This is a genomic window from Microcosmobacter mediterraneus (assembly GCF_031846265.1).
Taxonomy (GTDB): domain Bacteria; phylum Bacteroidota; class Bacteroidia; order Flavobacteriales; family Flavobacteriaceae; genus Microcosmobacter; species Microcosmobacter mediterraneus.
The window spans coordinates 22,893-38,220 of the sequence record NZ_JAVRIA010000012.1; the positions used below are offsets into that span (position 1 = coordinate 22,893).

Sequence of the window (15,328 nt, forward strand, 5' to 3'; positions counted from 1 at the left end):
TTATGAAGTGCTTTTTTGTTTACAAGTGTTTATAACTTTTAATGTGTTAACTAGCATTATTTCTTATTTTTAAAGTTCGGATTTTTTACTGCAAAAGAACTTTATGTACTTAATATTTGATACTGAAACTACAGGATTACCAAAACGCTGGGATGCACCTTATACAGATACAGATAATTGGCCAAGAGCCATACAGATTGCTTGGCAACTGCATGATGCTATGGGAAATTGTTTGGAGCATCAAGACTTTTTAATTAAACCTGAAGGGTTTAATATTCCTTATGATGCTGAAAAAATTCATGGTATCTCTACAGAATTAGCAGAAGAGCAAGGTATTCAGCTCAATGAAGTTTTAGAAAAGTTTAATGAAGTACTCCGTAAAACTAAATTTATTGTCGGGCAAAACGTAGGTTTCGATGTAAATATTATGGGCTGCGAATTCCATAGAGCAGCTATTGAAAACTCCTTACAACAACACCCTGTTTTAGACACTTGTACAGAACATACAGCAGCACTTTGTCAACTTCCTGGAGGACGAGGCGGAAAGTTTAAATTACCAACACTAACAGAATTACATCAATTTCTGTTTAGCACACCTTTTGCTGAAGCACATAATGCCACCGCTGATGTTGAAGCTACAACGCGCTGTTTTTTAGAATTAATCAGACGTAGAGAATACACTAAAGAACAACTCGATGTTCAACCTGATTACTTTGATGCATTTTCAGAAGAAAACCCATCTGCAATTCAACTCATAGGATTAAAGCATATTAATCTAAAAAGCGAAAGCGCAAAAATTAATGATCGTCTCCAAAAAGAACAAACAAGTACCTCATCAACTGAGGTCACAAAAGAGATTGCCTCACAACTTACCTCTGCAGAATTTGTGCATTTACACAATCATTCTCAGTTTTCAATTTTGCAATCGACCATAAGCATTAAAGATTTAGTATCTGCTTCAGCGAAAGAAAATATGCCTGCTGTAGCATTGACAGATCATGGTAATATGATGGGAGCATTTCATTTTGTTAAAGCTGTTTCAAATTATAATAAAGATCTCAAAACAAAAGAAAAAGAAGCACAAGAGCTTGGTGAAGAGTTTAACCAAAAACCTATAAAACCAATACTAGGTTGTGAGTTTTTTGTATGTGAAGATCACAGAGATAAAACAAGGAAAGATAATGGTTATCAGATAGTATTATTAGCAAAGAATAAGAAAGGTTACCACAACTTAGCAAAGTTGTCATCAGCAGCATTCACCGAAGGGTTTTATTATGTTCCAAGAATCGACAAAGCTTTAATTGAACACTACAAAGACGATATTATTGCACTCACAGGAAACCTATATGGTGAAGTGCCAAGTAAAGTATTAAATGTTGGTGAAAAGCAAGCTGAAGACGCTTTAATTTGGTGGAAAGACACCTTTGGAGATGACTTATATATAGAATTAATGCGTCATAATCAAGAAGATGAAAATCGTGTTAATCCAGTTCTTATTGAGTTTTCAAAAAAACATAATATTAAACTTATTGCCACCAACAACACCTATTATGTTGAACAAGAAAATGCTAATGCTCATGATATCTTATTGTGTGTTAAAGATGGTGAAAAACAAGCTACGCCAATAGGCAGAGGTCGTGGTTATCGATATGGATTACCTAATCAGGAATACTATTTTAAGTCTTCTGAAGAGATGAAGGCTTTGTTTAGAGATATACCAGAAGCTATCATTAATATTCAAGACGTTGTTGATAAAATAGAACCATTTGAGTTAGCTAGAGATGTATTGTTACCAGCTTTTGATATTCCTGATGAGTTTAAAGACAATGAAGATAGTCTCGATGGAGGAAAACGCGGTGAGAATGCTTATCTAAAGCATTTGGCTTTCGAAGGCGCTAAAAAAAGATATGGTGACATTTCAACAGAAATAAAAGAACGTTTAGATTTTGAGCTTAGTGTTATTGAAAATACTGGTTATCCAGGTTATTTTTTAATTGTAGAAGATTTTATTAGAGAAGCGCGCAATATGGATGTTTCAGTTGGTCCAGGTCGAGGATCAGCCGCTGGCTCTGTAGTTGCCTATTGCCTTTGGATTACCAATATAGATCCTATTAAATACGATTTACTTTTTGAGCGGTTTTTAAATCCAGATCGTATAAGCATGCCTGATATTGACATCGATTTTGATGACGAAGGTCGAGGTCGTGTTATGGAATACGTTATAAATAAGTATGGAGCTAATCAAGTTGCTCAGATTATAACCTACGGAACCATGGCAGCTAAATCCTCTATTAGAGATACTGCTAGAGTTCTCGATTTACCACTTGGTGATGCAGACCGTATCGCTAAGCTGATTCCTACAATGTCTAAATTAGGTAAGATTTTTGGTATTGATGAAAAAGAACTAGCAAAGAAATTTCGTTCCGAAGATTTAGAAAAAGTAAATCAACTCCTTAATATTTCAGATGGTGATGATTTGGAAGCAGAAACGGTAAACCAAGCCAGAATCTTGGAAGGCTCAGTTCGTAATACAGGAATCCATGCTTGTGGTGTTATTATCACACCAGATGATATTACAAATTTTGTACCTGTAGCTACTGCAAAAGATTCAGACTTATATGTAACTCAGTTTGACAACTCTGTGGTTGAAAGTGCTGGTTTACTAAAAATGGACTTCTTAGGTTTAAAAACGCTGACGCTTATAAAAGATACTGTGAAAATTGTAAAAGCTAAACATGGTATTGCTTTAGATCCTGAAAGTTTTCCTTTAGATGATGAAAAGACTTATGAGCTTTTCCAACGTGGAGAAACGGTAGGTATTTTTCAGTATGAATCTCCTGGTATGCAGAAGCATATGAAAGATTTAAAACCTACTGTATTTGATGATCTTATTGCGATGAATGCTTTATATCGTCCTGGCCCAATGGAATATATTCCAAGTTTTATTAAACGAAAACATGGTGAAGAAGACATCAATTACGACTTGCCAGAAATGGAAGAGTACCTTAAAGAAACTTATGGTATTACAGTGTACCAAGAGCAGGTAATGTTGTTATCTCAAAAATTAGCTGATTTCACAAAAGGTGAAGCTGATGTTTTGAGAAAAGCTATGGGTAAAAAGCAGAAAGCAGTATTAGATAAAATGAAACCTAAATTCATTGAGCAAGCTGCTGCTAAAGGTATGGATAAGGAAAAACTAGAAAAGATATGGAAAGATTGGGAAGCCTTTGCTAGTTATGCCTTTAACAAATCACATTCTACGTGTTATGCTTGGATTGCTTATCAAACGGCATATTTAAAAGCACATTATCCTGCAGAGTATATGGCTGCTGTGCTTTCTAATAACATGAGTGACATTAAGTCTGTAACGTTCTTTATGGAAGAGTGCAAACGAATGAAATTGAATGTGCTTGGTCCAGATGTTAATGAGAGCTACTATAAGTTCTCAGTAAACAAAGATAATGCGGTACGTTTTGGAATGGGAGCTATAAAAGGCGTTGGTCATGGTGCAGTTAAAACTATCGTTGAAAATAGAAAAAAAGATGGAAATTATGGTTCTATTTTTGATTTAGCAAAACGAATTGATCTCAGAGCAGCCAATAAAAAATCTTTTGAAGGCTTAGCTTATGCTGGAGGATTTGATTGCTTTAAAAATCATAGAGCGCAATATTTCGCTCAAGAAGGTGATGGTATTACTTTTTTAGAAAAAACAATGCGTTATGGTGCCAAGCACCAAGAAAATGAAAATTCTGCTCAAGTGAGTTTGTTTGGTGCTGCTAGCGAGGTGCAGATTGCTGAACCTCAAGTACCTCCTTGCGAAGAATGGGGAACTATGGAAAAATTAGCTCGTGAGAAAGAAGTCGTAGGGATTTATATTTCTGGTCACCCGCTTGATGATTTTAGAATAGAAATGAAAACATTTTGCAATGCTAATTTGGCATTGCTAAACGATTTAGAATCTTTTGTTAATAGAGAACTCACTTTTGGAGGTGTTGTTACAGATATACAACATAGAATTAGTAAACAAGGAAAAGGTTGGGCTTCATTTACTGTTGAAGACTATACAGATAATTTTGAGTTTAGAATCTTTGGCGAAGATTATTTAAAGTTTAGGCATTTCTTAGTTCAAAATTCATTTGTATATGTTAGAGTCTACGTAAAAGAAGGTTGGGTTAATAGAGATACAGGTAAAAAAGGTGATCCTAGAATACAGTTTAATAATTTTCAATTATTACATGATGTTATGGAAACCTATGCTAAAAAACTATCTATTCAGTTAGATATTAATGATATAAAAGAAAATACCATTCATCGTATTCAAGATTTAGTACAGCTGCATCAAGGTAATAGTGCGCTTAATTTTATTGTTTATGATAATGAAGAACAAATAAAACTACAGATGACTAGTAGGAAAGGGAAGGTTAAGATTTCTCAAGAATTACTATATGAATTAGATGAAAGTAATGTGAAGTATAAACTGAATTAAACTATGCAAAAGACCTTAAGTATTCTGATAACTTTACTCTTATTTTGGAGCTGCAAAACTGAAACCAAAGAGCATAAAATTTCTGAGGTTTCAATTGAACAAAAGCTTCAAAGTGTTTTAGATTCTATTTATTTTAAGAATACAAATGCCATAGGAATTTTAACACATGTAGAATCTAAAGCGCACAATCTTTCTTGGAATGGTGCTGCAGGATATTCAGATAAAAATAAATCGTCCTTGGTGTCAGAGCAACCCGTTTTAATAGCAAGTAATACTAAAACCTTTATAAGTGTGGCAATACTTAGGTTAGTAGAGATGTCTCAACTAAAATTAAATCAATCTATCGACTCCTTGATTTTTAAAGACACAAATGTTTTACTTAAATCTAACAACTACAATACTTCAGATATTTCAATATTACATCTGTTAAATCATACTAGTGGAATTTCTGATTATGCTACAACAGATGACTACATAACAATGGTAAAAGACAATCCTTCGCATAGATATTCTAGAGATGAACAAATTAGGTTGGCAATGACTTTAGGTAGTCCTTTAGGAAATCCTGGAGATGTGTTTTCTTATGCAGATGTTAATTACCTTTTACTTTCTGAGGTTATTGAAGGGTTAACAGATAAACCATTTTATACATCTGTAAGAGAATTATTAAAATATAGCGAACTTGGATTAACCAACACTTGGTTTTCTACATTAGAAGATTATCCAAAACACTGTTTGCCTTTAGCACATCAATATTGGACTTCTGAAGGACTAGATAGCTATAAGGTAGATCATTCATTTGATTTATATGGTGGTGGCGGAATTGCATCGACATCAAAAGATTTAGCTTTATTCTCTCAAAATTTATTTAATCAAAATATTTTTGATCAGCCTAATACCATAGATTTAATTTACACAAAAGCTGCTCCTAAAGAACCTATGGAAGGTGATTATTATTTAGGATTATCTTCAATTAATGTTGGAGGTTTTAAGGGTTATGGACACGGAGGGTTTTGGGGAACAGCAGTCAACTATTTCCCAGAGTTAGATACATCTATTTCTGTTTTTGTGTTGGAACGAGATAAAAGAATATTACGCTCAGATATCAATAAAGCGTTTATTAAAATCTTAAAATAACATAAAGGTTTACTCTTTTACAAACCTAAAAGATTCTGTTTTATCTGGTGTTGTAACATTAAGAAAATAAACACCATTTGCCAATTCAGAAATATCAACTTTAGTAAGTTTGTTTTCAGAATAAAATTGCATCACAACTTTACCAGAAACATCATAAATTTTAAAGCTTAGTTCTGAATTTATATTAGATTCAATGTTTAATACATCTACAACAGGGTTCGGGAAAATAGAGAAGCTTCGACTTTCAAAATCTTCTGTAGAAAGGGTGTCAAATACAATACAAGCACTACGTTCTGTACAGTTTCCTGAGCTGACTTCTACTTGATAACTTCCGTTAGATACTGGATTGTACGATTGATTAGTTGCACCAGGAATAGCAGTATCAGTATCACAATTATACCATTGATAACTCGCTGAGCTTTGATTAGATGTTAGTGTTGTTGTATTTACAGTTACTGTATTGTCAACACTTACTAAATCTGCCATTGTAGCTGTGTAAGCTAAAACCAACTTAGCAATTTCTGTAAAATACGGCAAATCTAAGGTAGCCGCTCTATCTGTGGCTTGATGATAAAAAGGAGTTTGATCATTAGTTTCCCAGGACTCACCAACTAACACAGCAGCAAAACCGTTAAACCAAAAAGGTGCATGATCACTTGCAAAGGTACCGTTTGGAACTTCTACAACCTCTAAATCAAAGCTGTAAGTGTTAAATACTGAAATAATATCGTTCTTCATGGTTACAGAAGGCGCAAATTCTTGTCTAAAATCAATATCAAATTGGTTATCTCCTGGAGTTCCTGGAGCATCACCATCGTAACCCATCATATCCATATTTAAAACTGCAGCAATATTATCACCATTGGCATTGGCAGCATCAGCATAAAAATCTGAGCCTAACAAACCTATTTCTTCTTCATCCCAAAGTGCATAAATAATGGTGTTATCAAAGCATTGCGTTGATAAGATCTTAGCTATTTCTAAAACAGCAGTAGTTCCTGTGGCATTATCATCTGCACAAAAATTAGCAACAGTATCGTAATGTGCACATATAATATAGATTTCTGGATTAGCAGCTTTTCCTAATTGTGTTGCAATAATATTTCTTCCATTAGTATTAAATGCTTGGTCTGTAATAGTAAGGTTAGACATGGACTGAAATTGCTCAACTAAATAATCAGCAGCAACATCATTATTATTCTCTTCTCTATTTAAAATTACTGTTGGTGATCCGTTTACAGTGGTTACAACTTCTCCAGAAAACTCATTTAAAGTTGTTTGTAGGTTGTTTTGTGTTAACAGATCCATTAAGTTTTGAACGGTCTGTCCATAGCTCAATGCAGTAAAAATAAAACAGCCTAATACACTATATATCAGCTTGTTCATAATAAGGGGATTTCTAGCAATTGAAAGCAAAGATACGTTTTTTAAATAATTTTTTATCCTCTACACTTGTAGAATTAGATTTTATTTCTACATTTGTAGAGTTAATTCTAAACATATAGAATATGCAATTATCAAAATCTGAGGAACAGTTAATGCAATATTTATGGCAGCTTAATACAGCGTTTATGAAAGATTTATTAGACGCTTATCCTGATCCAAAACCTGCAACAACAACCGTTGCTACATTGTTAAAACGTATGGCTGACAAGGGTTATATTACCTACAAAACCTATGGTAAATCTAGAGAGTATTATCCGTTAATTAAAAAGAAAGCCTATTTCTCTAAGCATGTTAATACCTTAATTTCCAATTTTTTTAACGACAGCGCTTCCCAGTTTGCTTCCTTTTTTACACAAGAAACAAATCTTACCAAAACGCAGTTAGAAGAATTGAGAGCCTTAATAGATAAAGAAATTGAAAAAAAATGATAGTATTTATATTAAAATTTAGCGCTTGTTTAACAATACTGCATGGTATTTATAAACTTCTTTTAGAAAAAGAATCACTGCATCATTTTAAGCGATTTTATTTACTTGCTATTGTTATAGTAGCCCTAATAATACCTAGCTTAACATTTACAACAGATGTTGAGCAATTGGTTGTAGATTCCTTTTTATACACTACGCCTCAACCATTGGGCGTGCAAGATTTTGCATTAGAAGAGGTCGCTCAACCTTTGTTGCCTATAGTATTATGGAGTATTTATAGTCTTGGAGTGCTACTGTTTACCTGTAAGTTTTTAATCAATCTCTATAAGCTTAGAGCTGATATTAAAAACAATCCTAAGTTAAAGATAGAAGGCTTTACCAATGTTCTACTACAAAAACTTAAAGTACCATTTACGTTTTTGAATTTTATATTTTTTGATAGAGCTGCATTTGAAAGTAAGGAAATACCCAAAGAAGTTATACTGCATGAACAAGCACATGCCAAGCAAAAGCACACTTTAGATATTTTATTTATTGAAATTATTCAGATTGTTTTCTGGTTTAATCCCTTGCTGTTTTGGCTAAAGCGAGACATTAAACAAAATCATGAATACCTTGCGGACCAAGCTGTTGTTAATGAAGGTACAGATGTACCTTTATATCAAGAAATACTATTGCGTTTCTCCAATCAACCTCAGAACCCTCTAGTTAATACCATCAATTATTCATCCATCAAAAAACGATTTACACTTATGAAAACACAAACCTCTAAAACACAAGCGTGGACTAAATATGCACTTTTAGTCCCAATAATAGGTTTGCTCATTTATGGTTTCAGTGAAAAAGAAACTGTTATTGTACCTATTGGAAATGAGAATGCTGCACTTGTTATGCCTCAACAAGGAACAAATAAAGGTGCTACAGAAGCTATGATGCAAGAGTATAAGGCCTTTATTGAAAATTTCAAGAAAACCAGACATGTTAAAAACGACAGTTACGATAGAGCTATTGCCATATATGAGATTATGACAGAAGCACAGAAAGCATCTGTAGAAAAATATCCTGAGCTACCTAGCCTTAAAAATATAATGATAGAGAATGCCACGAAAGAACGTGCATCTAAACCAACAAATCAACTCCTTGAAAATTGGAAAGACAACTCAAAATACGCCTTATGGATTGACGGCAAAGTTCTAGACAATGCCATACTCAATGGTCATTCCGCATCAGATTTTGTGCATTATTTTCAGAGTAAGGTGTATAAAAATGCAAGAAGTGAACGCTTTCCACAGCCTTTTCAGGTTAATATGTATACACAAAAATATTATGACGCTAACTTTAAAAATCGTGATGGTAAAGAATATAACCGTTTAGCCAAAAACTATACTGATGCGTTAAGCACATGGTTAAAAGGCGACCGCTCGGACAACTCAGAATTACAAATTCTTAAAAGTTTAGCAGATAAAACGTATAACTCTATTTCAGAGGAAAGAAGAACACTGCTTGGTTTAAAGCTTACACCACCTTTGCCAGCAACTTATAAAACTTCAAACATAAAAAATAATGTGTTTAAAACCGAGAACAAATATTATGCAAGGAGTGTAGAAGTGAAAGTTCTAAATGGCAATGCTTATCTAATAGATGGCATTAAAGCAACTAAGAAAACATTCCTCAATACGTTTAATCAATTACATCAAGATATTACTCCAGCAACACGAAATAAAATATTAAATATTCATGTAGATGCACCAAAAGAGATTTCTGATAAGGAGGCTTGGTTTATATTTAATGCTTTGCAAGATTATGGCTTTTATAGACTAGTAATGCCTAACCAAGAGATAAACAGAGAAAAAGGCAATACACCATTTGCTATTGAAATCGATAGTAACTCTCAATTTCAAAAGGGCGCTTCAAAAGCAGAAATTGACGAGTATAATAAACTTGCAAAAAAATATAATGCTGCGCTTAACGGCAAGAAGACTACATTCTATAAAAAAGAGATTGATCGTATGGAATATATTTATGGTAAAATGTCTAAATCTCAAAAGGCAAATGCAGAGTCATATCCTAACATTCCGCCTCCACCACCACCTCCTCCTGTTAAAGAGAACACAACGCAATCCTTTTCTCAAAGTGCATCTTACAGTGAGACATCATTTGAAGATCATGCAAAAAAGCTCATTAAAAATGATGCTGTTTTCTATTATAAGGGCCGTAAAATTTCATCAGATAGAGTATTAGAATTAATTAGGAATAATAAAGATATCATGATACGCTCAGACAAGTCTTCCTCTACAAAAAACATGGATAATATTTATACATTATTAGATGGTCTAAAAGACATTCCTCCTCCACCTCCAGCACCAGAAAAAAATAAGGCATCAAGAAAAAATGGAAGCACAACAGGTTTTATTAATATTGATGGTGCAAAACATTATTATGTGACTAATAGAAACACAACGCGTTACTTCAATAAATATGGAGTTGAAGTAGATAAAGACGGAAATAAAGTTAATGGCAATAAACAAGTTAACGCCTCAGACGTTATTCCTAATCAATATGTTAAAAAAGTTTATGATAATAACCAAGTAGAGATTGAATTTAAGGATAACAAACCAGAAAAATCTACTTCCATTGCTCAAATTACAAACAGTAAAGAAGTTATGGTTAATGGGAAATTTTCAAAAACTAATGAATTCTCAATGATTAGAAAAGAGTTGATGAAAGCTATCTTAACTTTAGAAAAAGGAGAAGTCACCAGGTTTAAACTAAAAATCCCAGGAGTAAGAACTCAACAAATTATCGGAAATACAGTTAATGCTGCTACACAGAAACTAATTATTAAAGCGCCTAAAAATAGTTATATAACCTTATTTGATATTAAGGATGGTAAGAAGTCCAATATTAAGCCCATAATTATTGAGCTAATAGATTAATAAAAATACTAAAGCCTCGATTTTCGAGGTTTTTTTGTAACAAATCTACTATTTCTGCGTTCTAATAAGAACCTGTGCTGAGCGCAGTCGAAGTAATCAATCAAAAAACTACACATCATGCTTAAACAATTTTTCATTGTTTGCTCTGGAGCTGATACTGCTATTCTTGAAAGCTGTTCTAACGGTGAGCAAAATAAATATGCAGGTATCGGAGCAACTGTTTTTTTTACTGCAATAATGGCAACTATTGCAGCTTCTTATGCACTTTACACAGTCTTTGATAATTATTATACTGCAGCAATTTTCGGAATAATTTGGGGTTTACTTATTTTTAATTTAGACCGTTTCATTGTCTCCACCATAAAAAAACGTAACTCGGTTATTGATGAGTTTATTCAAGCCTTGCCTAGGATAATTTTGGCAGTAATTATTGCAGTTGTTATATCAAAACCATTAGAACTTAAGATATTTCAGAAAGAAATTGATCAGGTACTTTTGGAAGAGAAAAATGCGATGACGCTCAATAATCAGACACAAATTGCTGAGCAATATACACCAAAAGTTGAGGGTCTTAATAATGATATAGCAGTACTTCAAAATCAAGTTATTCAAAAAGAAACAGAAGTCAATGCATTATATGATACCTATATTTCTGAAGCAGAAGGTACAGCAGGTACAAAGCTATTAGGAAAAGGTCCTGTATATAAAGAAAAACGCGAAAAGCATGATGCTGCTTTAGCTGAATTAAATGCCTTAAAAGCAGAAAATAAGTCTAAAATTGCTACCATTGAAGCAGAGATTTTACAACTAAACTCAAACTATGCTAATAAAGTGGCTACAACGCAACCTATTATAGATGGATTTGATGGTTTAATGGCAAGAGTTAACGCTTTAGACAAACTACCTTGGCTGCCTTCTTTTTTTATTTTTCTATTGTTTTTAGCCATAGAAACGTCACCTATTTTTGCAAAATTATTATCACCAAAAGGCGAATACGATTATAAACTAGAAGATTCGGAAACAGCCATAAAGACTTGGGTTGAACAAAAAGTTAATGAACGAAAAATACTATTAACTACAGATAGAGATATAAATAACCGAGTATATAATGACATAGCAGAAGAAGACGATTTATATAATTACAAGCGCAAAAAAGCAAGAGAACTCATGCAGCATCAGGCTGATGCCTTTATTAATCATCAAAAAAATGTATTATAATAAGTTGTCATTTCTCGTGATTTTATTATGTGAAATAGTATGAGAAGTCTATTTAGGATTTTAACTTGGAAAACATATCCCAAATAACAACACCACAACTCACAGAGATATTTAAGGAATGTTTGGTGCCAAATTGTGGAATTTCTATAACATAATCGCTTTCACTAACCACATCTTGTGATACGCCTTTAACTTCATTACCAAAGACCAAGGCATAGGTTTTATTTTCTTTTGGATAAAACTCATTGAGCATAGTTGCTCCTTCAGTTTGCTCAATTGAGCAAACAACAATATGGTTTTGTTTGAGTTTTTTTACTAACTCTAAAGGGTTTTCAGCATAATCCCAATCAACACTGTCTGTGCTACCTAAAGCTGTTTTATGAATATCTTTATGTGGTGGTTTAGCCGTAATTCCACAGAGATAAATCTTCTCAATTAAAAAAGCATCGCTACTTCTAAACACAGAACCTATATTATTAAGACTCCTTATGTTATCAAGAACAATAATTAGTGGTGTTTTTTTAGCATCTTTAAACTCTGAAGTATTTAACCTATTAAGTTCACTATTCTTTAATTTCCTTTTCATCATTCAATGAGGCCTTTAGTTTTTAACAACTGTAGATAACTTATAGATTTTCAGTTTCAATAAACTTCAAATTATAAGTAAATTAGCAATCTTACAATCCTGAGAATTAAAGACAAAAATAAGCAATCCTTTGGCTAAAAAAGTAAAAAAAGAGACACCTTTAATGAAGCAATACAATGCCATTAAGGCTAAGTATCCTGATGCTTTATTGCTTTTTAGGGTTGGTGATTTTTACGAAACCTTTGGGAGCGATGCTGTAAAAGCTTCTAAAATCCTTGGTATTATTCTTACAAAAAGAGGCGCTGGTAGTGATAGCGAAACGGAATTGGCTGGTTTTCCTCACCATTCGTTAAACACATATTTACCTAAATTGGTTAAAGCTGGAGAACGTGTTGCCATATGTGATCAGTTAGAAAACCCAAAACTAACCAAGAAAATTGTAAAACGTGGTGTTACAGAATTAGTCACTCCAGGTGTTGCGTTAAATGATGAAGTACTCCATGCTAAATCCAATAATTTTTTGTGCTCAGTTTATTTTGATAAAAAATATATTGGTATCTCTTTTTTAGATGTGTCTACTGGTGAGTTTTTAACCTCTCAAGGTAACACTGAGTATATTGATAAGCTTCTTCAAAATTTTAGACCAAGTGAAGTTTTAGTTTCAAAACAAAAACGTCAGCAATTTTTAGAATACTTTGGTGCTAGTTTTCACACTTTTTACTTAGAGGATTGGGTGTTTCAAACCGACTATGCCAACGAAATACTCAATAAACACTTTGAAACTAAAACCTTAAAGGGTTTTGGAATTTCAGACCTGTTTGAAGGTATTATTGCATCAGGATCCATACTTCATTATTTAGGGGAAACGCAACATAACAATTTAAAGCATATCACTTCAATTAATAGAATTGCCGAAGATGATTATGTATGGATGGATAAATTCACAGTAAGAAATTTAGAGCTTTATCAGTCTACAAACTCAAATGCAGTAATGCTTATAGATGTAATTGATAAAACTATTTCTCCAATGGGAGGAAGAACATTAAAACGTTGGCTAGCTTTACCCCTTAAAAACAAAGATAAAATAGCAAGACGTCACGACGTTGTAGATTGTTTATATAATGATGCGGCAACTTTACAAAAATTCCAAAACTCCATAAAGAATATTGGTGATATAGAACGTCTTATTTCTAAAGTTGCTACACGAAAAGTTAATCCTCGTGAAGTCATACAGTTAAAGAATTCTCTAGAAGCAATTGTTCCAATCAAAGCCTTAGCAAATCAAAGTAAAAATAGAGCACTACAAGAGCTTGGACAGAACATCCATAACTGTGATGAATTAAGAGAAACGATAAAATTTACTCTAAATGAAGAAGCACCTGTAAATATTTTAAAAGGAAATTCTATCGCTGAAGGATTTTCTTCAGAGCTAGATGAGTTAAGAGGTTTGTCTTCTTCAGGCAAAGCTTATTTAGATAAAATGTTAGAACGTGAAAGTGAAATAACAGGAATTCCTTCATTAAAAATAGCGTCTAATAATGTATTCGGTTATTACATTGAAGTAAGAAACACACATAGAGATAAAGTCCCAGAAGAATGGATTAGAAAACAAACTTTAGTTAATGCAGAACGTTATATAACTGAAGAATTAAAAGAATACGAAGCAAAAATTCTTGGTGCTGAAGAGCGTATTTTATCTATAGAACAGCAACTGTTTTCTGAACTTGTTTTTAACATGAATCGTTTTATTAAACCAGTTCAAGACAATGCTTTATTAATAGGCCAACTTGATTGTTTAAGTGGTTTTGCTCAGTTGGCTAAAGACAATCATTATTCTAAACCTAATATTAATAATTCTCATACTTTAATTATAAAAGAAGGACGTCATCCAGTTATTGAAAAACAGTTACCTGCTGGTGAAGCTTATATTGCTAACGATATTTTTCTAGATAGAGAAACCCAACAATTTATAATGATTACTGGACCTAATATGTCTGGTAAGTCTGCAATTTTAAGGCAAACAGCACTGATTGTTTTATTAGCTCAAATGGGAAGTTTTGTTCCTGCTGAACACACTGAGATAGGACTTATTGATAAAATCTTTACTCGTGTTGGTGCAAGTGATAATATTTCTATGGGAGAATCTACGTTTATGGTAGAAATGAATGAAACCGCATCTATCCTAAATAATATATCAGACAGAAGTTTAGTACTGTTAGATGAAATAGGAAGGGGAACTAGCACATATGATGGTATTTCCATTGCCTGGTCAATCAGTGAATATTTACATGAACATCCTGCAAAACCTAAAACCCTTTTTGCAACTCATTATCATGAGTTAAATGAAATGTCTGAAACATTTAAAAGAATAAAAAACTATAATGTTTCAATAAAAGAGCTTAAAGATAATGTACTCTTTTTAAGAAAATTAGTTGAAGGAGGAAGTGAGCATAGTTTCGGTATCCATGTAGCAAAAATGGCTGGTATGCCACAACAAGTTATCAGAAGAGCTAATAAAATTTTAAAGAAACTAGAAAAGTCTCATTCAAATGAAGAGTTGACTACTAAAGTTAAATCTTTTAAAGACGATTTACAATTGAGCTTCTTTAACTTAGATGATCCACTATTAGAAGAAATCAAAGAAGAAATTTTATTAACAGATATTAATACCTTAACTCCTGTAGAAGCATTAATGAAGTTAAATGAAATAAAACGTATGCTTTTAAAAAAGAAACAAGCCTAAATTATTTTTTTAAAACACTTTGCTTTTATAAGAAATAGTTTAAATTTGCATCCGCAATCGTAAGATTGTACGTTCATTTACACACTGCGAAAGTAGCTCAGGGGTAGAGCATCACCTTGCCAAGGTGAGGGTCGCGGGTTCAAATCCCGTCTTTCGCTCTGAAACTTTCTTAATAATATACCAAGCGATGTGCTGAGCATGTCGAAGCCTGCTGAAGTGGTGGAATTGGTAGACACGTTGGACTTAAAATCCAATGGCCATTATGGCCGTGCGGGTTCAAGTCCCGCCTTCAGTACAAAGCCTTTACAAGAATCTTGTAAAGGCTTTTTTATGTTTTAGTATTATTAG

The 15,328-nt window shown here is 33.0% G+C and carries 8 protein-coding genes and 2 tRNA genes; 8 read left to right on the top strand and 2 right to left on the bottom strand.

Going from position 1 to position 15,328, the window contains the following annotated elements; all coding sequences use genetic code 11:
* Positions 1 to 103: 103 nt before the first annotated feature.
* Both dnaE and RM697_RS13545 read left to right on the top strand, forming a co-directional pair.
* On the top strand, positions 104 to 4,486 hold the full coding sequence (gene dnaE, locus RM697_RS13540) for a DNA polymerase III subunit alpha (RefSeq protein WP_311428440.1): 4,383 nt from the start codon (positions 104 to 106) through the stop codon (positions 4,484 to 4,486).
* A 3-nt stretch (positions 4,487 to 4,489) separates the two neighbouring features.
* Positions 4,490 to 5,623 carry a serine hydrolase domain-containing protein gene (locus tag RM697_RS13545; protein ID WP_311428441.1) on the top strand — a complete coding sequence of 378 codons (1,134 nt, stop codon included), beginning with the start codon at positions 4,490 to 4,492 and terminating at the stop codon, positions 5,621 to 5,623.
* A 9-nt stretch (positions 5,624 to 5,632) separates the two neighbouring features.
* Here RM697_RS13545 and RM697_RS13550 read toward each other — a convergent pair whose 3' ends face one another.
* The gene (locus tag RM697_RS13550) at positions 5,633 to 7,009 is read right to left on the bottom strand and encodes a M28 family peptidase (protein ID WP_311428442.1); all 1,377 of its coding nucleotides are present in this window, start codon (positions 7,007 to 7,009) and stop codon (positions 5,633 to 5,635) included.
* A 122-nt stretch (positions 7,010 to 7,131) separates the two neighbouring features.
* Here RM697_RS13550 and RM697_RS13555 point away from each other — a divergent pair, with 122 nt between their 5' ends.
* The 3 genes from RM697_RS13555 to RM697_RS13565 all read left to right on the top strand — a co-directional run bounded on the left by RM697_RS13555 (position 7,132) and on the right by RM697_RS13565 (position 11,651).
* Positions 7,132 to 7,497: a BlaI/MecI/CopY family transcriptional regulator gene (locus tag RM697_RS13555; RefSeq protein ID WP_311428443.1), complete on the top strand. Its 366-nt coding sequence runs from the start codon at positions 7,132 to 7,134 to the stop codon at positions 7,495 to 7,497.
* The gene (locus tag RM697_RS13560) at positions 7,494 to 10,433 is read left to right on the top strand and encodes a M56 family metallopeptidase (RefSeq protein ID WP_311428444.1); all 2,940 of its coding nucleotides are present in this window, start codon (positions 7,494 to 7,496) and stop codon (positions 10,431 to 10,433) included. Before RM697_RS13555 ends, RM697_RS13560 begins: the two co-directional genes overlap by 4 nt.
* 117 nt (positions 10,434 to 10,550) lie before the next feature.
* Positions 10,551 to 11,651 carry a DUF4407 domain-containing protein gene (locus RM697_RS13565; RefSeq protein ID WP_311428445.1) on the top strand — a complete coding sequence of 367 codons (1,101 nt, stop codon included), beginning with the start codon at positions 10,551 to 10,553 and terminating at the stop codon, positions 11,649 to 11,651.
* A gap of 52 nt (positions 11,652 to 11,703) precedes the next feature.
* On the opposite strand, the gene RM697_RS13570 is transcribed toward RM697_RS13565, so the two are convergent.
* Positions 11,704 to 12,240 carry an RNA methyltransferase gene (locus RM697_RS13570; RefSeq protein WP_311428446.1) on the bottom strand — a complete coding sequence of 179 codons (537 nt, stop codon included), beginning with the start codon at positions 12,238 to 12,240 and terminating at the stop codon, positions 11,704 to 11,706.
* Positions 12,241 to 12,367: 127 nt separating this feature from the next.
* Between RM697_RS13570 and mutS the strand changes: the two genes are divergently transcribed.
* From mutS to RM697_RS13585, 3 genes are all read left to right on the top strand, one after another.
* A complete protein-coding gene (mutS, locus tag RM697_RS13575; protein WP_311428447.1) occupies positions 12,368 to 14,980 on the top strand; it encodes a DNA mismatch repair protein MutS in 2,613 nt (870 codons plus the stop codon).
* 86 nt (positions 14,981 to 15,066) lie between these two features.
* Positions 15,067 to 15,138, top strand: a tRNA-Gly gene (locus RM697_RS13580).
* A 52-nt stretch (positions 15,139 to 15,190) separates the two neighbouring features.
* Positions 15,191 to 15,275: transfer RNA gene (locus RM697_RS13585), tRNA-Leu, on the top strand.
* The last annotated feature ends 53 nt before the right edge of the window (positions 15,276 to 15,328 follow it).